This is a genomic window from Yinghuangia seranimata, assembly GCF_029953285.1.
Lineage (GTDB): Bacteria > Actinomycetota > Actinomycetes > Streptomycetales > Streptomycetaceae > Yinghuangia > Yinghuangia seranimata.
In genome coordinates this window covers 38664-59811 of sequence record NZ_JASAOI010000068.1, presented here as the reverse complement: position 1 = coordinate 59811, position 21148 = coordinate 38664, and the positions used below count along the sequence as shown (strand labels likewise).

The following is a 21148-nucleotide window of genomic DNA, read 5'->3' as shown; positions in this document are numbered from 1 at the left end:
TCCGCGCCCGCGTCCGCGAGCGGGCTCGGTCGGGGTGTGCGGGCGTATCTGGACCACCTGTCCGTTGAACGCGGGTTGTCGGCGCATACCGTTGCGGCGTATCGGCGGGACCTGGGGCGATATCTAGCCGTTCTGGCCGAGGTCGGACGGTCGGATCCGGGGGACGTGGGGACCGCGGATGTCACCGCGTACGTCGGGACGTTGCGCACGGGGGACGCGCACGGGCCCGCGCTCGCCGACGCGTCCGCGGCGCGGGCCGTCGTCGCGGTGCGTGGGTTCCACCGGTTCTGCCTGCGTGAGGGCCTGGTGGCCCGGGACGTCGCGGGCGAAGTGCCGCCGCCCGCACCGCCGCTGCGGCTCCCCAAGGCCGTTCCGCTGGAGCGTGTGGAGGCGCTGCTGGCCGCCGCGTCGGCCGCCGATCCTCCGTTCGGCGCGCGGGACCGCGCGCTGCTCGAACTCCTCTACGGGACCGGCGCGCGGGTGTCCGAGGCGGTGGGGCTGGATGTCGACGATGTCGATCTGGCGTCACGTACGGTGGTGCTCGCCGGCAAGGGCGGCAAACAGCGTGTGGTGCCCGTCGGTTCGTACGCCGCGGAGGCGGTCTCCGACTACCTCGCCCGGTCCCGATCGGAATTGATCGGTAACGGTCGCGGTGGCGCCGCACTGTTCCTCAACGCTCGCGGCGGTCGGCTTACCCGGCAAAGCGGTTGGACCGTACTGCGATCCGCCGCGCGGCGGGCCGGACTCGGGGACGACATGTCGCCGCACACCCTGCGGCACTCGTTCGCGACACACCTGTTGGACGGCGGCGCCGATGTCCGAGTTGTCCAAGAACTGTTGGGACACGCCTCGGTGACGACCACTCAGGTCTACACCCTGGTCACGATTGATCGACTTCGCGAGGTCTACGCAGCTTCCCACCCGCGGGCCCTTGACTGAACCGGTGCGATGTTGCATGGGTCGGGCGGTTCGCCTTGCTGCGACCATGCGACACGCCATAGAGTCGCGAACCGTCAGTACGGATCGTCACGCTGACGAAGCAAGAAATGGCCTGGTCGGCAAGGAGGTAAGACGACTTGTGAATGAGTCGACATTTGCTCCCGGGGGTGCCCAGCCAGCGTCGGCCCAGGCCCCCCGTGGGTCGGTTCAGGGAACCGGGGCGGGAACCCCGGGCCCTGCCGCGGAGCAGCAGGGGACGCGCGACGCCGCGCCTCCGTCGACGGCCGACCATGCGGGTGCAGCTGGAGCCCCGGCCGGGGCCGAGGCGGACGAGTACGCGTACGACATGTACTACTACGACGACGAGCTGCGCTACGCCGAGGAGTTGCGCGGCGGGCCCTTCGACCCGGACGCCGACTACGAGCCCGACCCGGAGTACGCCGCCACCCTGGCGCCCGACGCCGCGACCCAGCGCCGCGAGCGCGTCGGTCCCACCGGCCGCCCGCTGCCCTACTTCCCGGTCCCGGGCCCGGTCGGCGAGCACGGCCCCGCCAAGATCATCGCGATGTGCAACCAGAAGGGCGGCGTCGGCAAGACCACGTCGACCATCAACCTGGGCGCCGCGCTCGCGGAGTACGGACGGCGCGTCCTCCTCGTGGACTTCGACCCGCAGGGCGCCCTCTCGGTCGGCCTCGGCGTCAACCCGATGGAGCTCGAACTCACCGTCTACAACCTGCTGATGGAGTCGCACCTCAGCGCGGACGACGTCCTGCTGAAGACCATCATCCCGGGCATGGACCTGCTGCCGAGCAACATCGACCTGTCCGCCGCCGAGGTCCAGTTGGTCACCGAAGTGGCCCGCGAGACAACGCTCGCGCGCGCGATCCGTCCGCTCGTGCAGGACTACGACTACATCATCATCGACTGCCAGCCGTCCCTCGGCCTGCTGACCGTCAACGCGCTCACCGCCGCCGACAGCGTGATCGTGCCGCTGGAGTGCGAGTTCTTCGCGCTGCGCGGCGTCGCGCTGCTCACCGAGACGATCGAGAAGGTGCACGAGCGCCTCAACCCGAACCTCGTCCTCGACGGCATCCTGGCGACGATGTACGACGTCCGCACCGTGCACGGCCGCGAGGTACTCGCCCGCGTCGTCGAGGCGTTCGGCGAGCAGGTCTTCCACACCGTCATCGGACGCACCGTCCGGTTCCCCGAGACCACCGTCGCGGGCGAACCGATCACGACGTACGCGTCCAACTCGGTGGGCGCCGCCGCATACCGTCAGCTTGCGAGGGAGGTGCTCGCCCGGTGCCGCGCCGAGTGAGTCTTCCGGGCGCCGACGAGCTGTTCCGCACCACCGGGGGCGCCGGACTGCCCGCGCGCCCGCAGGCCGCGGAGCCGGCGGGCGCCGACGGCGCGGCGGCCGGCGGAGCGTCGGGCGTCCCGGGCGCGGTGTCCGGAAACGGCAACGGCCACGCACGTGCCGTCCCCGGCCCCGCCAACGGCGGCGACGCCGAGGCCGAGCACAGCGGACCGCACAACACCGGCCACGACGCCGCCGGTTCGACCGGTCCCGGCGACGAACAGGCCGCGGTCATCGCCCAGGCCCACCAGGAGTCCCGGCTCGCCGCCGAGCGCGCCGCCGCCGGGATGCTCGAGCAGCGCACCGCCGTGCCCGCGCCCGCGCGCGAACCCGCCGGCGGCGCGGCCACGGCACGCCCCGCCGCCGCCCCCCGGCGCGGCCGCGTGCAGCGCCGCCCCAGCGGGCGGGAACGGCACGACGAGAAGATCACCGTGTACGTGTCGGCCGAGGAACTCATGGACCTCGAACACGCCCGGCTCACGCTCCGCGGCGACTTCGGGCTCGCGGTGGACCGCGGTCGGATAGTGCGCGAGGCCATCGCGGTCGTCCTCGCCGACCTGGAGGCCCGCGGCGAAGCGAGCATCCTGGTGCGGCGGTTGCGCGGCGGACCGGGGCCGGGCGCGGCACCGGGGCACTGACAGGGCGCCGACGGCGCTCCGGCGGGGCTCTGGACGGCCTCCGACCGGGTGACGGTACGGCCGACGGCCGGGCTGTTGACCGGATCATCGCGACACGGCGACGAGCGGGGCGGATCCGCTGCCGAGACACTCGGCGCGCGGACCCGCCCCGGCCGAGTTTCCGGGCACGGGTCGTGTCCCGTTCGGCCGCGGTCCACTTGTCGGGCGACGGGTTCCGGAGGAAAATCCGTTCCTCTCCGGCGGGGCGACTCGTCCGGTACGTCCCCGCCCAGCACCATGGACCCCGATGCCCACCGCGAACTCCGTACCGCCCGCCCGCCGCGCCCTCGGACGCGGACCGGGGGCCGAGCCGACGGCACCTCCGGCCGGACCGGACGAGCCGGTCGAGCCGACGGAGGCCGTCGAGACGGCCGCGGAAGCGGCTGAGCGGGCGGAACCGGTCGTCGAGGCGGTGGAGCCGGAGCCGGAGGCCGGGGCGGCGGAACCCGCCGAGGTGCCCGAGGCGGCTGCGGAAGCCGTCCAGGAGTCCGCCGTGGTCGCCGTGGTGGACGCCGGACCCGTCGGGCCGACGGCAGCGACGCCGGGCGCCGAGTCCGAGCACAAAGGATTCGCCGTCCGGCTCGACAACTTCGAGGGCCCCTTCGACCTGCTGCTCGGCCTGATCGCCAAGCACAAGCTCGACGTGACCGAGGTGTCGCTGTCGAAGGTCACCGACGAGTTCATCGCGTACATCCGCGCGCAGGGGCCCGACTGGGACCTCGGCGTCGCCACCGAGTTCCTCGTCGTCGCCGCCACACTCCTCGACCTCAAGGCCGCACGGCTGCTGCCCGCCGCCGAGGTCGAGGACGAAGAGGACCTCGCCCTCCTGGAGGCCCGCGACCTGCTGTTCGCGCGACTGCTGCAATACCGTGCGTACAAGGAGATCGCGTCGATCTTCGAGGACCGCTGGGCGAAGGAAGGCCGCCGCTACCCGCGCTCCGTCCCGCTCGAGGAGCGGTACACGGGGCTGCTGCCCGAGATCGTCATCAAGATGGACCTCGACAAGTTCGCGCGCCTGGCCGCGCGCGCGATGACGCCGAAGGAACCCAAGCTCGTCTCGATCGAGCACATCCACGTGCAGCGGGTCAGCGTCCGCGAGCAGTCCGCGATCGTCGTCGAACGGCTCCGCCGGCACGGGGCTTTGACGTTCCGTGCGCTCACGGACGACTGCCCCGACAACCTGCACGTCATCGCGCGGTTCCTGTGCCTGCTGGAGCTGTTCCGCGAGGCCGCCGTCGGGTTCGACCAGGTCGAGGCGCTCGGCGAACTGCACGTGCGGTGGACCGGCGGCGACACCGACGCACCCGAGGTGGGCGCGGAGTTCGACGAGGCGGACGGCACCGCGCCCGCGCCGGACGGACCCGAGGCCTCGGCGGAACCCGAAGAACAGCGCGACGACGTGGAGGAACCGGTATGAGCGACGACGGGTTCTGGATCGAACCGCCCGACGACCCGCCGCCCACCCCCGCGTCGCCCCCACGCCCGGACCCGACGGGCACGGACACCGCCGCGCTGCCCATACCGCGTGAGAACGCGGACACCGACGAGCCCGAAATCGAACACAGCCACGCCCGCGACCCGGAGGCGGCGGCCTGGCCGGAAGCGGACGCCCTCCCCGAGCCCCGAGCAGAGGCCCACGGGACGATCGGCGCGCATCGCCCCGACGAGAACCCCACCGACGTCGAAGCCGACCCGGCCGGGGGCTCCGCCGATGCCGCGGCGTCGGACGAGGGCGAGGCGACCGACGAGACCGCCGGCGCCCAGGGGAACGAAGCCGCTGCCGAGAGTGCGGCCGCCGACGCGGTTCCCGGCTCCGACACGGGCGAGGACGCCGGCCACAGCGAAGCTGTGACGGCTGCGCCGGCGCCTGACGCGGCCGCAGATGTGGACGACGGCCGCCGCGACACCGAGGCGGAGCCCGACCCGCAGGCCGCAGCCAATGCTCCGCGCCCCGACCGGCACGACGCTGCCCCCTCGGGCATGCACGCCAGCGGGGGCGCAGGCGTGCATCATGCGCCTCGGGCGGGCGGCGACGAAGCGGCCGCCGGTACCGCCGGCGCTGCGCGCGGCGATGCCGAGCCCATGAACGGCAGAGCTTCCCCGGTCACGGGTGCTCACGGCGCGAGCGCGAACGAATCCGTCGCCGACGCTGCGCGCGGCGACGAGGAGGCCACCACCGGCGTTGCCGGATCCAGCACAGACATGCAGGCGGGCGGGCGCGAAGCCTCTACCGAGGCCGTCGAGACCTCTGCGGGCGAGGCCGCTGTCGACGATGCGGCGGGCGCCGCCGCCGGCGCGGCGGCCGGTTCCGGTGACGCCGCCGGCGCTGCGGCTGAGGCGGCCGTCGATGTGGTGGCCGACTCCGGCGCGGTCGTCAGCGCCGTCGGGGATCCCTCGTTCCTCAAGCCGCAGCTCGAGGCCGTCCTCATGGTCGTCGAGAACCCTGTTCCGGACATCGTGCTCGCGCAGGTCCTCGAGCAGCCCACCGAGACCGTGCTGTCGGCGCTGCGGGAGTTGTCGGCCGAGTACACCGCGCAGGGGCGGGGGTTCGATCTGCGTCAGGTGGCGGGTGGCTGGCGGTTCTACACGCGGCCCGAGCACGCCGAAGCCGTGGAGAAGTTCGTCCTCGACGGGCAGCAGTCGAAGCTGACGCAGGCCGCGTTGGAGACGCTCGCCGTCGTCGCGTACCGGCAGCCGGTCAGTCGGAGCCGGATCTCGGCGGTGCGCGGGGTCAACTGCGACGGCGTCATGCGGACGCTGCTCGCGCGTGGGCTCGTCGAGGAGTACGGGACGGAGCCGGAAACCGGGGCGTTCCTCTACCGCACGACGGACTTCTTCCTCGAGCGCATGGGCCTGGGGAGCCTCGACGAGTTGCCCGAGTTGGCGCCGTTCCTGCCCGACGTCGAGGCGCTGGAGGCGGAGACCGAGGGCGAGCTCGGCGGGTTCCCGTTGCGCTCGCCGGGCCCGGTGGCGCCGCTGGAGGCCGGAACCGGGGATACTGGTGGGGAAGACCCCGCGGCGGCGGACGCCGAGGAGCCCGACGACGGCGCTCCCGCAGACCCCGCCCCCGCGGCCGACGACCCCACCGACACCGGTCACGACCCCGTTCCCGCGCCGCGGGCGACGGCGGAGGAGACCGGTCAGACGACTACGGACGATTGATGGCTGGCACAGGCAGGCAGGGCTCCGGCCGAGGAAACTACCGCGGCGCGGGCAACAACCGCGACGAGCGCTCGGGCGCCCCGCGGGGCGGCCGCGGCGCCGGTGGTGAGGGTCGCGGCGCGGGGTCCGGACGGGGCGCCTCGGGCGGTGGCCGGGGTTCCGGCGGCCAGGGCGGCGGCTACGGCGGCGGGTCCCGTTCGGGCGGCCAGGGCGGCGGCTACGGCCAGGGCCAGGGTTCCGGCGGCGGGCGCGGCAAGGGGCAGGGCACGGGGACCGGGCGTCCGGACCGGCGTCCGACGGTCGTGCGCGAGCAGCCGCGTACGCCGCGCGAGGCCCAGGAGGGCGTCCGCCTGCAGAAGGTCATGGCGCAGGCCGGCATCGGCAGCCGCCGCGCGTGCGAAGAGCTGATCGAGATGGGCCGCGTCGAGGTCGACGGCCAGGTCGTCCGCGAGCAGGGCCTGCGGGTCGACCCGGCGAAGGCCGAGATCAAGGTCGACGGCCTGCGCATCCCGACGTCCAGCGGCGAGGTCTACATCGCGCTGAACAAGCCCGCGGGCGTTGTGTCGACCATGTTCGACCCGGAGGGCCGCCCGACGCTGGCGGAGTACATCACCGACCACGAGCAGCGCCTGTTCCACGTCGGCCGCCTCGACACCGAGACCGAGGGCCTGATCCTGCTCACCAACCACGGTGAGCTGTCGAACCGCCTGACGCACCCGAGCTACGAGGTCCGCAAGACGTACCTCGCGCAGATCCAGGGCCCGATCCCGCGCGACCTGGGCAAGCGCCTCAAGGAAGGCGTCGAGCTCGACGACGGTCTGGCGCGCGCCGACAGCTTCCGCATCATCGACCAGCTCGGCAAGACCTACATGGTCGAGGTCGTGCTGCACGAGGGCCGCAAGCACATCGTCCGGCGCATGCTGGCCGAGCTGGGCTTCCCCGTCGAGCGCCTGGTGCGCACGAAGTTCGGCCCGATCCAACTCGGCGACCAGCGCCCGGGCCGCACCCGGCGGCTGTCGAACGAGGAGATCGGCCTGCTGTTCCGCGAGGTCGGCCTCTGATTAACCCGCAAGGGTGATTGCGCGGTGACTGCCTGACATGCATGTTCCGAACGGCGAGAGTAACGGCGATCAGGACAACCGGATGGAGGGGGTCATGAGCGTTGCGTACAGCCCATTGGATGAACTGCGCGCGCCGGAATGGACGTTGGAGCAGGCGCTCGCATTGCCGGCACGGACGAGTCACCGCGTCGAACTCGTCGACGGGATGCTGCTGATGTCGCCGAATCCGGCGCTGCCGCATCAGCGCGCCTCGCGGCGACTCGCCAGTCGGCTCGAGGCGGCCCAAGCCGACGCCGGGGCGCCGTTCGAGGTTCTGGAAGCGATCAACGTGATCGCGCCGTGCGGGTTGCTGATCCCGGACATCGTGGTCGCGGACGAAGCCGCGGCCGCCGAAGCCGGCGTGTCCCTTGCGGCGGAACATGTGGTCATGGTTGTGGAGATCGCGTCGACGAACCGCAGCACGGACACGGTGCTCAAGCCCAAGCTCTACGCCGACGCGGGCGTGCGGTGGTACTGGCGGGTCGAGCTGGAGCCGACGCCTCGCCTCACCATGACCGAACTGGACCGTGGGCACTACGAGACCCGGTGTGTCGTGGACGCCGGTGACGTGGCTCGGGCCGAGCACCCGTTTCCGGTCAAGATCGACCCCGCCGATCTGGTGCGTGCTCGTAGCTGACCGGCGCCGAGCCCCCTCGCCTGGTCGGCGAAGGGGCTCGGTCGTGGTCGGGGTCGTCAGGCGCTGAGGCGAACCAGCATCTTGCCGGTGTTGGCGCCGCGCATCATGTCGCGGAACGCGGTCGGGGCGTTCTCGAGGCCTTCGACGACGGTCTCCTTCGTGCGCAGGGAGCCGTCGGCCAGCCATTCGGCGGCCTTGCCGATCCACTCGGGGAACCGGGCGAGGTGGTTGGTGATGAGCATGCCACGGAGGGTGATCTCCTGGCCGGCCGCGTAGTACAGGTTGTTCGGGCCCGTGGCGGGCTCGGTCGCGTTGTACTGGCTGATCGCGCCGACCAGGGCGATCCGGCCGCCGTGCCGCATCGCGCCGATCGCGGCCTGGAGGTGGCCGCCGCCGACGTTGTCGAGGTAGACGTCGATGCCGTCGGGGGCGGCGTCGGCGAGTTGGGCGGCGAGGTCGCCCGCGCGGTGGTCCAGGGCCGCGTCGTAGCCGAAGTCGGCGGTGAGCGCGGCGGCCTTGGCGGGGCCGCCGGCCGAGCCGATGACGGTGCGGGCGCCCAGCTTGCGGGCGATCTGTCCGGCGACGCTGCCGACGGCGCCCGCGGCAGCGGAGACGAACACGACGTCGCCCTCGCGGACCGGCGCGGTGTCGGTGAGCGCGACGTAGGCGGTGAGCCCCGTGGCGCCGAGCACGCCGAGGTACGCCTGCTCGGGGACGAGGGTCGTGTCGACGACGGTCGCGGTGGCGCCGTCCACGACGGCGTGTTCGCGCCAGCCGAGGAAGTGCACGACCGTCGCCCCGACCGGGATGTCCGCGGCGCGGGAGGCGACGACCTCACCGAGGGCGCTGCCGTCGAGCGGGGCGTCCAGGGCGAACGGCGGCATGTAGGACGGGACGTCGTTCATGCGGCCGCGCATGTACGGGTCGACCGACATCCACCGGTTGCGCACCAGCACCTGGCCGTCGGCGAGTTCGGGCAGCGGAGCGGTGGCGAGCGCGAACGCGTCGGCGGTGGGCTCACCCGTGGGGCGGGCGGCGAGGTGGATCTCGCGGGTGTGGGTGGGGAGGACGCTCTTGTCGGCGGGGGCCGGGGCGGTGCTGGTCACGGGGGCTCCTCGGTGGTGCGCATGGCGGGTTGATTCCGGTCGCCGGTCCGCCTGTTCGGGCGGTGGTCGGCGCGACGAGGACCACGGTGGACGGGGCCGCGCACGGTCGGCTCACGGTTCGCGCACGACCGGGCGGGCGGCTCCGCGTCGGCGCTGGTCACGGCCGGGTTAGCGTGGGCGGATGCGTTTCGAGGTGCTGGGCCCGCTGCGGGTGTGGACGGACGACGGGCGTCCCGTCAACGTCCCCGAGGCCAAGGTGCGGCTGCTGCTCGCCGACCTGCTGGTGCACGCCGGAACGCCGGTGTCCGTCGACCGGCTCGCCGACGACCTGTGGGGCGGCCCCGGCGAGGCCGTGCCCGGCAACCCCGGCAACACGCTGCAGACCAAGGTGTCGCAGCTGCGCCGGGTCTTCGAACAGGCCGAACCGGGCGTCGGGCGCGGCCTGGTGGCCTACCTGCCGGCCGGCTACCAGCTGCGCGTCGCCGACGAGGCCGTCGACGCCGGGCGGTTCGCGGCCCTGCTGGGACGCGCGCGGGGGACCGGTGACGCGCGGGCGCGCGTCGCGTTGCTGACGGACGCTCTGGCGCTGTGGCGCGGCCCGGCGTTCGCCGAGTTCCAGGACCCGGGGTTCGCGCGTGCCGCGGCCGCGCGGCTGGAGGAGCAGCGGTTGTCCGCCGTCGAGGAACGCGCCGAACTGCGGCTCGGGCTCGGCGAACACCACCTCGTCGCCGACGAACTCGCCGACGTCGTAGCTGCGCACCCGCTGCGCGAACGCCTGCGGGCCGCACACGTCACCGCGCTCTATCGGGCGGGGCGGCAGGCTGACGCGCTCGCCTCGTACGAGGACCTCCGCGAACGGCTCGCCGACGAGCTCGGTCTCGACCCGGGGGCGGAACTCGCCGCCCTGCGGCAGGCGATCCTCCAACAGGACGTCTCTCTGGCCCCGGTGGCGGCCCCCTCCACCGCCGAGCCGTCGCCGACAGTGGGCAACTTGCCCGCCGCGCGCGGCCCGCTGATCGGACGCGAGGCCGACGTCGAACGCGCGGCCGCGTTGCTGGCCGAGCACCGCCTGGTGACGCTGACCGGGCCCGGAGGCGTAGGCAAGACCCGCCTGGCGCTGGCGACTGCGGTGCGTGTCGCGGACCGGTTCCCCGACGGCACGTGGCTCGTCGAACTCGCGGCCGTGCGGGGCGGGGTCGCGGAGGCGGTCGCGGCGGCACTCGGGGTGCGGGAGGAGGGCGGGGCGGTCGCGGCGGCGGCGGTGGACGAGGGGGCGACGGGCGAAGGGGCTGCCGGGGGCTTCACCGGGCCTGGGGAACGCCTGGACGTAGCGGTCACGGCACGTGCGGGCGGCGGCGTTGTAGGGGCTGGTCCCGGGGCGGTGAACGAAGAGGCTGCCGGGGGCTCCACCGGGTCCGAGGCGCGCTTGGACGTTGCCGGCGCGGCTGATGTGGACGGCGGCGTTGCGGGGGCTGCCATCGGGACTGTGGAGGGCCACGGGCAGGGGGCGTCCGCCCGTTCCGACGTGAACGGTTCACGCGGTACCGGGTTCGTCGGAGAGCGGGTGCCGGTCGATCCCGTCGCGGTGCGGCTCGCGGCCGTACTGCGGTCCCGGCGGCTGTTGCTCGTCCTCGACAACTGCGAGCACGTCGTCGACGAGGCCGCCGCGCTCGCCGACCGGCTGCTGCGGCACGGGGCCGACCTGCGCGTCCTGGCGACCAGCCGGGAGCCGCTCGCGCTCGACGGCGAGGCGGTGTCGCCGGTGGCGCCGCTGGCGGAGGCGGAGGCCGTACGCCTGTTCGTCGCACGGGCCGAGGCCGCCGCGCCCGGGTTCGCGCCCGACGCGGGCGAGCGGGAGCTGGTCGCGGGGCTGTGCCGGCGTCTCGACCACCTGCCGCTCGCACTCGAACTCGCCGCCGCGCGCGTACGGGTGCTCGGCGTGCGCGGGCTCGCCGACCGGCTCGACGACCGTTTCCGGCTGCTCGCGGCGGGACGGCGGGACGCCCCGGCGCGGCAACGCACCCTGCGGGCCGTCATCGACTGGAGCTGGGAGCCGCTGAACGGGCCCGAACGCGCTGTGCTCCGGCGGCTCGCGGTGTTCGCGAACGGGGCGACGCTGGAGGCCGTCGAGGCCGTGTGCCGGGCGTCCGACGAGCCCGCGGTGGACGTGCTCGACGTGGTCGCGCGGCTCGTCGACCGTTCGCTGGTCACGGTCGTGGAGGGCGACGCGGGCGTGCGTTACCGGCTGCTCGAGTCCGTCGCCGCGTACGGGCTCGAACGGCTGGCCGAGGCGGGGGAGTCCGACGAGGTCCGGGACCGGCACATGGCGTACGCCGTCACCCTCGCGGAACGCGCTGACGCACACCTGTACGGCCACGACCAGCGCACCTGGCTGCGCACCCTCGACGCCGAGGCCGCCGACCTACGCGCCGCACTCGACCGGGCCGTCACCCGAGGCGCCGCCGACGAGGCGCTCAGGCTGGTCGCGGCCCAGTCCTGGTACTGGCTGCTGCGCGGCCGCCTGACCGAGGCACGGCGGGCACTGCGCCTGGCACTGGCGGTGCCGGGCGGCCCGACGCAGGCCTACGCGGACGCCCGCGCGCGCTTGGCGGCGTTCGCGCTGTTCGCGGGGGAGCGGGAGCTTGCCGACGAGGCGGTGGTGGATGACGGCGGCGGTCGGTGGGCCGGTTCGACCGCTGCCAGTGGCCTTGCGCACGCGGACCGGGCCGCAGGTGGTCCGGTGATGCCCGCGCAGGGTGAGGCGGGAAGCCGTTCGGCAGTAGCCGACGTGCGCGTCGCCGGCGAAAGACGGCCTGAGGACGACGCGGTGACGGTCAGCGGCGATGGGTGGCGCGATGGAACGACCGCGGGGGGCCGCGGACCGGAGCACCTGTCGGCGGCGAGCCGCGCGGGCGCTGAGGGCGGTCCTGGTGTGCCGTCGGAGGACAGGGCCGAAACCACGTGGTCGCCGACCGACCGAGGCGGCCTCGCGCACGGGGGCGGTGCCACAGGTGGGCCGGTGGTACCCGCGAGCAGAGACGGCTCCGGGGCTCTGCCCGCACTCGGCGCGGGCGCGACTGCTCGCGGGACGGCCGGGCCCGCCGGCGGTGCCGATGTGGTCGAACCGGCCTTCGCGTCGGAGGTGGGGGACGCCGCCACGACGCCCGGCGACCGGGCCGCATGGCTGCTTGCGTTCGCACGGTCGGGGTTCGGGAGTGCCGCTGAGGTCGGCGGCGAACTGGCCCGGCTCATCGCGGCGTTCGAGGCGTCGGGGGATCGGTGGGGGCGTGCGGCTGCGCTCGTGACGCGGGCCACGCAGGCGATGTACCGGGGGGACCTGGTCGGGTTGCGCCGGGACGCCGCGGACAGTGCCGCGCTGTTCGACGCGCTCGGCGACCGTTGGGGCCGCGTGCGGGCCGGTGAACTCCTCGGCGTGCTGGCCGAGATCGGCGGGGACTACGCCGAGGCGGCGCGGCTGCTGCGGGCCGGGCTGCGCGGGGCCGAGGAGTTGGACCTGCCCACGGACGCGGCGTTCCATCTCGGACGGCTCGGCCGGATCGCGTTGTTGACCGGGGACCTCGCGGGCGCCGACGTGTTCCACGAGCGGGCCCGCGCGATGGCCGTCGAGCAGTCGCACGAGACGGCGCGGCAGTTCGCCGAGCTCGGCCTCGCGCTCGCGGCGCGGCGCCGGGGCGACCTGGAGGCGGCCGAGCGGTGGCTGCTGCCGTGGCTGGCCTGGAACCGCCGCCTGGAGGTCGCCGCGGGGGAGGCGCTGGTGCTGGCCGAGCTGGGGTTCGTCGCCGAGCAGCGCCGCGACCTGGCCGCCGCCGAGGCCCGGCACCGCGAGGGGCTCGCGGCGGCGCGGCGTACCGGCGATCCGCGTGCGCTCGCGTTGGCGCTCGAGGGCCTCGCGGGCGCCGCGGCCGCAGCGGGGGACGGCGTCCGCGCGGCGCCGCTCCTGGGTGCGGCGGCCGCCTTGCGAGAGTCGGCCGGGACGCCGCTGCCGCCCGCCGAGCGCGTCGACGTCGACCGTGCGACGGCAGCGGCGCGGGCCGTGCTGGGCGCGGACGGGTTCGCGGCGTACGAGGCGAAAGGTCGGCGCGGCGCGGAGGCCGGTCCCCTGTCCGTGATCGACGTTTTCCTATCATGATCGGATGTCTGCGAAGAATGCCCGAGAGTCATCGGATGCGTCGGATATGTCGGACTCGTCGGGCGGCGGCGGTCCGGTAGGCCGGACCGACGCACCGGGCCCGACCGCCGCCCCCGTCGCCCCGACCGCACCCGGCGGGCACGCCGACGGCACCGGGCACATCGCCGAACGCCCCGGCCCCGGCCGCCAGGACGTCCGCACCTCGGCCCGCCTCTGGCACGGACTCACCGCGCTCGTCGGCATCACCGGCCTGGTCGTCCAGCTCGTGCTCAGCGCACGCGGCGGGTCGGCCTTCGCCTCCGACAACGCCGCCGTGCGCGTCCTGCGCTACTTCAGCTACTTCACGATCCAGAGCAACATCCTGGTCGCCGTCACCGCAGTGCAGCTCACGCTGCGGCCCGACCGCGACGGACCGCTGTGGCGCGTCCTGCGGCTCACCGCGTTGGTCTGCATCACCACCACCGGCATCGTGTACACGACCGTCCTCGCCGGCATCGTCGAACTCCATGGTGCAGGCCTGCTCGCCGACCGGCTGCTGCACTACGCGGTGCCGTTCCTCGCGGTGCTCGGCTGGGTGCTGTTCGGGCCGCGGCCGCGCGTCGAGCGGGCGACTCCCGTCAAGATCCTGGCCTTTCCCGTGCTGTGGGCGGCGTACACGCTGGTCCACGGCGCGGTCACCGACTGGTACCCGTACCCGTTCACCGACGTCGGCGAGCACGGATACGTCACCGTCGTACGGAACATCGTCCTCGTGGGCGTGCTCATCGTGCTGCTGGGCACGGCGTTCCGGTTCGGCGACCGCGCACTGCCCGTCGTGCCCGACCGGCGGCGACGCCCGCGGTGAACACACTCGGCGAGCCTGCTGCGGCACCGCCCGCAGGCTGCTAGAACGTAGCCAGGACACGGCACGGGCCCGCCGCCGCGGGAGCGGACGGGGCGGGCCGTTCGGGGATGCTTGGGGGGTGGCGTGGCGGCGGACGCGGGTGGTGCACTGCTCGACCGGATCGTCTACCGGTGGCAGGAACGCGACTTGCTGGGACGGCGCGGGCTCGGGCCCGCGGCGACCACGCTGCCCGCGGACCGGCTGCCGCAGTGGGCCGACGGGCTGGCCGAGTACGTCGGCATGGACGTCGACGTCGAGACCGGCCCGTACACGAGCGTGTGCTGGGCCCGCACCGCGGCCGGACCGGCCCTGATACACCGCGAGTTCGCGCTGCACGGGCGCGACAACACGCCGGGCAACGTCGCCCACGCCCTGCTCGACCCCGGGCGCGCGCTCGGGCCGCATGTGGTGCTCGCGCTCGGCATGTTCGACTGGGCGACCGACGGGCCGGCCCTCGCCGACCCCGAATCCGGGCCCGGTCTCGAACGCATCGCCGCGGGCCGCCTCGTCGCCGTCGCCCACGAACGGGCCGACGCGATGCGGGCCGCCGCCCGCGACCGGCGCGCCGTCCTCGAACAGGTCACCGCCGCGCTCCTCGCCCGACCGCGCGCCGGCCTGTCGCTGCTCCGCGCCGACGCCGGGCCCGACCCGGCGCCGCTGCTGTGGGGCGTCTTCGACCTGGTGAGCCATCTGGTGCGCGGCAGTTGGAGCTTCTCGACGTACGAGACCGCCGACGACGCGAACCGGCCCCGCTTCGTGGTCGTCCCGCGCTGGCCCGACGGGCGGGCGACCCGAGGGCGGGTGCGGCTCGGCGCGGCCGAACTCGACACCGGCGCGTGCGCGGAGGCGGCCCGGCTGCTCGTGGACTTCTACGTCGAACGGCCGTGGGACCAGACCCGCCAACTCCTGCGCGGCCTGCGCACGATCGCCGAACTCGGACCGGACGCCAAGGCCGACGCCATCAAGGACGCCATCGCCGGCGCGCCACCGGCCCCGGCAGGCGCGGGCGTTCCGGTGAACCTGCGGAAGGACCCGCGCAGGACGCACGAGGCCCACGCGGCCCAGGCGGCGGTCCGCGCGGCGGCGGGCCGACTGGGCGGCGAGACTCCGTCCGACTGGGACGAGTTGGTGCGCGGCGACGGGCAGCCGGCCGCAGGGACAGAGCAGTTCGCCGACGGGGGCGCCCGCCCGGCGGCGTCCGTCGCGCCCGTCGCGGCCGTCGCTCCGCCTCGGGTGGAGCGGCCTCAAGGCCGCGGCGCCGGGCAGCCGGACCAACGGTTCCTCGACGCGGAGGGGGTCGCGAACGCGCCTGCAGCGCAGGGCGGCGGGGCCGCGGGCGAGAACGACGGCGTCGGACGGCGTGCCGGTGTGGCGGCCGAATCCGGGCGACCCGTCGCCGCAGGCGCGGCCGTTGCTCCGCCCCGGGTCGAGCGGCCGCGCGGGCCCGCGCCCGTCCAGCCCGAAACGCGGTACCTGCCCGTCGCGCTGCCCGTGCCCGAACGGGCCCGGGGCGGAGGCGAGTCCGTGCCGCCGATGGCCGCGCGGCCCGCGGCGCCGCCCGCCGCGCCGGGCGCGTTCGGGGCCGCACCGCCGGCGCCGCCCGTACCGCCGCCTTCCGCTCCGCCCGCTCCTCCCGTCCAGTTCGGGGCCGCGCCGCCCCCGGCGGTCGCCGAACCCGCGCCGCGGGACTGGAACCACGCCGCGTGGGCCGCGGACGGAGTCGACGAACACTCGTTCCGTTCGCTCGCGGACGCCGCGCGCGTGCTGTCCGGCGGAGCTGCGGGCGCCGACGACGAGGTGCGGCGGCTGGTGTCGCAGGCCTCGCTCGTCGCGGTCGCGGTCGCCTTGGAACGGGCCGAAGAGCCCTTGCTGCCTGCGCTGTTGGGGCGGCTCGGCGAACTCGTCGTGGCCGCGGTGGGCGGAGCGTCCGCGCTGCCGTCGCCGCGGGACCAGGCGTACCTCGAACGCGCGCTCGCGGCCCTCGACGGACCGCTGCGCACGCTCGACCGCAGCGGTGTGGCACGCCATCAGATCGCCTCGATCATCGGACAGTTCGCCGCATTTGTCCTCGACGGGTGCCAGACTGGCAACACAGCCGAGCAGCTCGCGCTGGTCGTCCGCAACCTCGACACGGTGCCCGGCACCTACCGGCCCTACCAGCAGGAACTCATCCGCGCCGTGGTGGCACACGGCCTCGGCGCACGGTTCTACGAGGAGATCGGGCGGCTGTGGGCCGCCAGCCGGTCCCTTCTCCCCACTCCGGCGGACTCCATATAGAGGGGTAGTCATGGAGGGCTCCACCCGCGCGACGACGACCCGCCAGCCGCTGCACCAGATCGTCTACCGGTGGCAGCGCCAAGACCTGTTCGGACGCAAGGGCCTCGGCCCGGCCGCGACCTCCCTGCCGGTCGCGGACCTCGCGCGGCTGGGGCCCGACCTGGCCGACTCCGTCGCCGCCGAGTTCGGCGGCGACGGGGCCCCGCTGACCAGCACCTCGCTGGTGCACGTCGACGCGTACGCGGCCGTCGTGCACCGCGTGGCCGCCGAGTTCGAACAGGGCCGGCTCGGCAACAACGCCCACGTCCTGCTCGGCACCCGCGCCGCGCTCACCCCGCACGCGGTGCTGGCCCTCGACGGCTGGTCGTGGCGCGCGGGGCAGCCCGCGCTCGGCGAGATCCCGGTGGGGCGCCGGCTGGCCCGCGTCCCGGCGAAGATCCTCGACGACGCGCTCACCGAACGGGCGTTCGCGCTCCGCGACGCGGCCCGCGAACAGGGCGACGCGCTGGCGGTCGTGCTCGCCGCGGTGCTGCGCCGCCCGACGATGGGGTTCTCGCTGCGTACCGCCGACACGGGCGGCGACCCGGTGGGGCTGCTGTGGGGGCTCTTCGACCTGATCACTGTGCCGCTGCCGGGGCCGCTCACGTTCTCCACGTACGAGACCGCCGACGACACGGGGCGGCCCCGGTTCGTGGTCGTGCCGCGCTGGCCGTCGCGGCTGTGGAGCGGCCGCCACCGCATCGACCCCGACGCCGAGGCGCGGACCGACGTGTTCCGGGTGGCCGCCGACCTCATGGTGCGCCGGTACGCCGACAGCGACTGGGACACGATGTACCCGCTGCTGACCGGGCTGCAGTCGGTGCGCGGCATGCCGCCGTACGACCGCGCCGTCGAGATCCGCGACCGGTTCGCGGCCGCGTCGGGCACGACGGCCGGCTGGTCGGGCGGCATCGCGACGGACGCGGCGCTCGCGGCTGAGGCCGTCGACCGGGTGCACGAGGCCGTCGAGTCCGGCTTCGACACGACGCCGGACGAGCCCGCCGACGACGACGGACCGGTGGATCCGCTGGAGCGGACGGCGAGACTGCGCGCGGCCGGGCTCGTGCGGGCGCCCGAGCCGCTCCGGGTCGGCCCGACGGCGTTCGACGACCTGGAATGGGACGAGGCGGAGGCCGAGGCGTACGCGGAGCGGGGCGGCGGGCGTGGGGACGAGTCGTCGACGTTCGCGTTCTTCGACAAGCGGGTGGGGGACGACGAGGGCGGGGCGGTAGGGCCGGAGCCGGAGCCGGGGCCGGGGCCGGGACGGGGGCCGGAACCGGGACGGGGACCGGGCGACGGCGCGGCGAGTGGCGACGAGACCGGCCCGGACGGCGGGCGGGGCCCACTGCCACGCCAGGACGGGGCACGTGACGCTGACGTCGGCCGCGGGGTGGAGCCCGCACCCGAGTCCGACCTCACGGAGGCCACCGGTCTCCATACGGCAGCTGTGCCGGCCTTCGACGACGACGCCCTGAGCGGCGAACCGGAGGCCTTCCCCCGGCGCTCCGCGCCTGCCGCGCAGACCGTCGGCGCCGCGCTCCCGGACCGTCCCGACGCGCCGCCGCCCAGCGCGGGGACCGCCGAACACGAGCGCTGGAAGCACAGGGGCGTCTACGACGAGGACATCGACGCCCTCAAGTTCGCCGCCGACCAGGTCGCCGACGGGGGAGCCGAGCGCGCGGTGGCGTTCGTCGAGGACATCGTCGCGCTGGCCGCCGCGCTGGAGCTGGCCGACATACGGCTCATGCCGTACGTCGTCGAGCACCTGCCGCGGCGCCTCGACGACGCGCCGCGCTGGTCCCAACGCGAGCGGCACGCCGTGCGGCACACGCTGCTGTACCCCGTCCGGTACGGCGACCGGCTGGTCGAGGCGGGCGTCGACCCCCAGGCCGTCCGACACCTGTTCGAACGCGTGGTGCGGGTCGTGCTGACGCTGGAGAAGGACCCGGCCAAACCGCTGCGGATCCTCGCCCAGGACATGGTCAGCGACCGGCGCAGGCTCGCCCCGTACCCGGTCCTCGACGACGTGCTGCGGCATTCGGCGTGGGACGAGGTGTACTACCAGGAGATCGGACGGCGCTGGCTCGAGCTCAACCCGTTCGCGGAGGGGGAGCCGGCGGCGGAAGGCTGACGGGCCCGCGCTGGGCGCCCGGGAGCCGGGGGCGAGTGTGGCGGCCTCGGACCGGAGCGTTTGCGGTCCCGCACGGCCGACGCTCGGCAGCCCAGCCAGCCAAGCCCGACCCTTCCCAGGCCAGCCCAGCCCAGCCCCGTCCACCCGGCTCAACCCCCCCGGCTCAACCCCCCGGCTCAACCCCCCGGCTCAACCCGGCCAGCCAGGCCCAACCGTGCTCGCCCCGCCCGTCCGGTCCTGCCCGGCGCGCCGCTGCGTTCGGCATGTGGGCGGTGGCCCGGCCGTTCGGGGTCGGGCGGATAGCCTGGGGACGACGGCGCCCCAGTGTGTCGTGCCGCCCCCGCATTCCGCCGGATGCCGCCCGGACCAGGCCGGTCCCGATGTGGCCTCCCCGCTGCAACGGAGCTCGTCATGCGTACCGCCGCCGTGGTCGGCACCGGCCTCATCGGGACCTCGGTCGCGCTCGCGCTCACCGCGCGCGGGACCACCGTGTACCTGCGTGACGCGGACCCCACCGCCGCCCGCACCGCGGCCGCGCTCGGCGCCGGGCTGGACGAGGCGCCCCCCGCGCCCGTCGACCTCGCCGTGCTCGCCGTTCCGCCGGCGCGCATCGCGGCGACGCTCAAGGAGTGCCAGGACGCGGGCCTCGCGCACAGCTACACCGACGTCGGCAGCGTCAAGGAGCAGCCGCTGCGCGACATAGAAGCGCTCGGCTGCGACGTCACCCGCTACATCGGCGGCCACCCGCTCGCCGGCCGCGAACGCTCCGGACCGCTGGCCGCGCGCGCCGACCTGTTCGACGGCCGCCCGTGGGTGCTCACGCCCGCGCGCGACACCGACACCGAGACGCTCAACCGCGCGCTGGAGATGGTCGCGCTGTGCCGGGCCGTCCCGGTGGTGATGGAGCCTCGCGCCCACGACCACGCCGTGGCGCTCGTCTCGCACGCGCCGCACCTGGTGTCCGCGCTCATGGCCGCCCGGCTCGAGGACGCCGCCGACACCGCGACCCGGCTCGCCGGACAGGGCGTCCGCGACGTCACCCGCATCGCCGGCTCCGACCCGCGGCTGTGGCTCGAGATCCTCGGCGCCAACGCCACGGCCGTCGCCGACGTGCTGGCCGGCCTCGCCGACGACCTCAACGACACCGTCACCGCCCTGCGCGCCCTCGCCGCCGAGGACGAGGCCAAGCGCCAGGTCGGCAGCGAAGGCATCAACGGCATCCTCCGGCGCGGCAACGCCGGCCACGCCCGGATCCCCGGCAAGCACGGCGCCCCCGCCGCGCGGTACGAGGCCATCCCAGTCGTGGTGGGCGACCAGCCGGGCGAACTGGCACGGCTGTTCGCCGACGTCGGCAGCTCCGGCGTCAACATCGAGGACATCAGCATCGACCACTCGCCGGGCCGCCCGGCGGGCCTCGTCGAACTCAGCGTCGACCCGGCGGCGGCCGACGGCCTCGTGGTGGACCTGCGGCGCAAGGGGTGGAACGTCCAGCGCTGAACGCCCCCGGCGCGGGCGGGCCCCAGGCGAAGCCGACGTGCGGCCCCGTCGGTGGAGGCCCGCCTCGGCGCGAGGCCGCCCTCGGGACGCGGTCGGCAGCCGGCGTGCCGTTGCGGTTCGGCGGGACGGCTGCTGGGGCCGACTGGGATCGGGCGTCGTGCGGCCGCGGCACCTGCCGAGACTGACCACACGCGAGTGCGACGGAAGGGGATTCCGCCGCACACGCATTCGGCTGCGCGACATGCCGCGCACGCGAATGGTGGCTGGTGACCGTCGCGTCGGCCGTGGCGACGCCGCCGACCGCGGCGAGGGCGCGGAAAACGGTTCGGCCGCGCAACACCGTGTGCCGCGCGATCGTTTGCCGCGGTGGCCTCGGCGCCGGCCCGGCTGTGGTCCGCCCGGAGCCCGGTGTGTTGCGCGCGCCTGGGCGACGACGCGGCCGAACTGCTGCCGGCCGTTCGCGCGCGGCGGCACCCGGACCGGCCCGTTGCTGTGACCCTGGCGCGGCGCTAGCAGTCGCCGTCGGCAGCCCGGTGCATTCCGAGGGCCTCGCCGCACGCGCAGCGCGCCGTCAGTTCGGCGGTCAGGCACACGGCCGAACGGCTGCTCGCCCTTCGCGTGCGGCGGCACCCGGGCCCGCCCGCCGCGGTGGCCTCGGCGAGCGCCTAGCAGTCGCCGCCAGGGAGCCTGGTGGGTTCCGCGCGTCTCGTCGCCGACGCGGCCGAACGGCGCCCCGCCCTTCGCGCGCGACTGCACCTGGACCGGCCGGTCGCCGTGGCCCTGGCGCGGGGCGAGCAGCTGCCGTCGGGAGCCGGGCGCGTTCCGAGGGCTTCGCCGTGCAAAGTGCGCCGTGAGGTCGGCGGCCAGGCACACGGCTGAACGGCTGCCCGCTGGACGCGCGCGGCGGCACCCGGATCCGCCCGCCGCCATGGCCTCGGCGGGCGTCCAGCAGTCGCCGTCCGGGAGCGCGGTGCGTTCCGCGCGTCTCGTCGACGATGCGGCTCAACGACTGCCCGCCGCGCACGTGTGACGGCACCTGGAAGCGCGCTCCGCCCGTCCCGGCGCATCCGGCGCACCTGCAACTCGGGTCGTCGAAAGCGGTCGTGGCGTCCGCCGTTTCGCAGAGCGCCACCCCTGCGCCACCCCGCCGAAACTGCCAACCCCTCCGGGGCTTCTGGCAGTCTGGACGG

Annotated in this window: 12 protein-coding genes and 1 pseudogene; 12 read left to right on the top strand and 1 reads right to left on the bottom strand. The window is 75.0% G+C overall.

Annotated features, from left to right (window positions below):
* The first annotated feature begins 36 nt into the window (after positions 1–36).
* The 7 genes and pseudogenes from QI554_RS37435 (at position 37) to QI554_RS37405 (ending at position 7875) form a co-directional block, all read left to right on the top strand.
* The gene (locus tag QI554_RS37435) at positions 37–939 is read left to right on the top strand and encodes a tyrosine recombinase (protein WP_281476897.1); all 903 of its coding nucleotides are present in this window, start codon (positions 37–39) and stop codon (positions 937–939) included.
* A 139-nt stretch (positions 940–1078) separates the two neighbouring features.
* Complete coding sequence (locus tag QI554_RS37430) at positions 1079–2260, top strand: ParA family protein (RefSeq protein WP_425528124.1); 1182 nt, start codon at positions 1079–1081, stop codon at positions 2258–2260.
* A complete protein-coding gene (locus QI554_RS37425) occupies positions 2245–2937 on the top strand; it encodes a hypothetical protein (RefSeq protein ID WP_281476895.1) in 693 nt (230 codons plus the stop codon). Before QI554_RS37430 ends, QI554_RS37425 begins: the two co-directional genes overlap by 16 nt.
* Before the next feature lie 286 nt (positions 2938–3223).
* Positions 3224–4393 carry a segregation and condensation protein A gene (locus tag QI554_RS37420; protein ID WP_281476894.1) on the top strand — a complete coding sequence of 390 codons (1170 nt, stop codon included), beginning with the start codon at positions 3224–3226 and terminating at the stop codon, positions 4391–4393.
* A 1010-nt stretch (positions 4394–5403) separates the two neighbouring features.
* Positions 5404–5937, top strand: a pseudogene (gene scpB / locus QI554_RS37415) (SMC-Scp complex subunit ScpB); the annotation flags it as partial.
* 200 nt (positions 5938–6137) lie between these two features.
* Positions 6138–7199, top strand: coding sequence for a pseudouridine synthase (locus QI554_RS37410; RefSeq protein WP_281476893.1), 1062 nt, complete (start codon positions 6138–6140; stop codon positions 7197–7199).
* A gap of 94 nt (positions 7200–7293) precedes the next feature.
* The gene (locus QI554_RS37405; protein ID WP_281476891.1) at positions 7294–7875 is read left to right on the top strand and encodes a Uma2 family endonuclease; all 582 of its coding nucleotides are present in this window, start codon (positions 7294–7296) and stop codon (positions 7873–7875) included.
* 56 nt (positions 7876–7931) lie between these two features.
* Here QI554_RS37405 and QI554_RS37400 read toward each other — a convergent pair whose 3' ends face one another.
* A complete protein-coding gene (locus tag QI554_RS37400; protein ID WP_281476889.1) occupies positions 7932–8981 on the bottom strand; it encodes an NADP-dependent oxidoreductase in 1050 nt (349 codons plus the stop codon).
* A 181-nt stretch (positions 8982–9162) separates the two neighbouring features.
* Here QI554_RS37400 and QI554_RS37395 point away from each other — a divergent pair, with 181 nt between their 5' ends.
* From QI554_RS37395 to QI554_RS37375, 5 genes are all read left to right on the top strand, one after another.
* Positions 9163–13131: a BTAD domain-containing putative transcriptional regulator gene (locus QI554_RS37395; RefSeq protein WP_281476888.1), complete on the top strand. Its 3969-nt coding sequence runs from the start codon at positions 9163–9165 to the stop codon at positions 13129–13131.
* 46 nt (positions 13132–13177) lie between these two features.
* A complete protein-coding gene (locus tag QI554_RS37390; protein ID WP_281476887.1) occupies positions 13178–13975 on the top strand; it encodes a Pr6Pr family membrane protein in 798 nt (265 codons plus the stop codon).
* A gap of 123 nt (positions 13976–14098) precedes the next feature.
* Entirely contained in the window at positions 14099–16291 is a 2193-nt protein-coding gene (locus QI554_RS37385) for a hypothetical protein (protein WP_281476886.1), read from the top strand.
* 10 nt (positions 16292–16301) lie between these two features.
* A complete protein-coding gene (locus tag QI554_RS37380) occupies positions 16302–18461 on the top strand; it encodes a hypothetical protein (protein WP_281476884.1) in 2160 nt (719 codons plus the stop codon).
* Positions 18462–18872: 411 nt separating this feature from the next.
* On the top strand, positions 18873–19958 hold the full coding sequence (locus QI554_RS37375; RefSeq protein WP_281476883.1) for a prephenate dehydrogenase: 1086 nt from the start codon (positions 18873–18875) through the stop codon (positions 19956–19958).
* The last annotated feature ends 1190 nt before the right edge of the window (positions 19959–21148 follow it).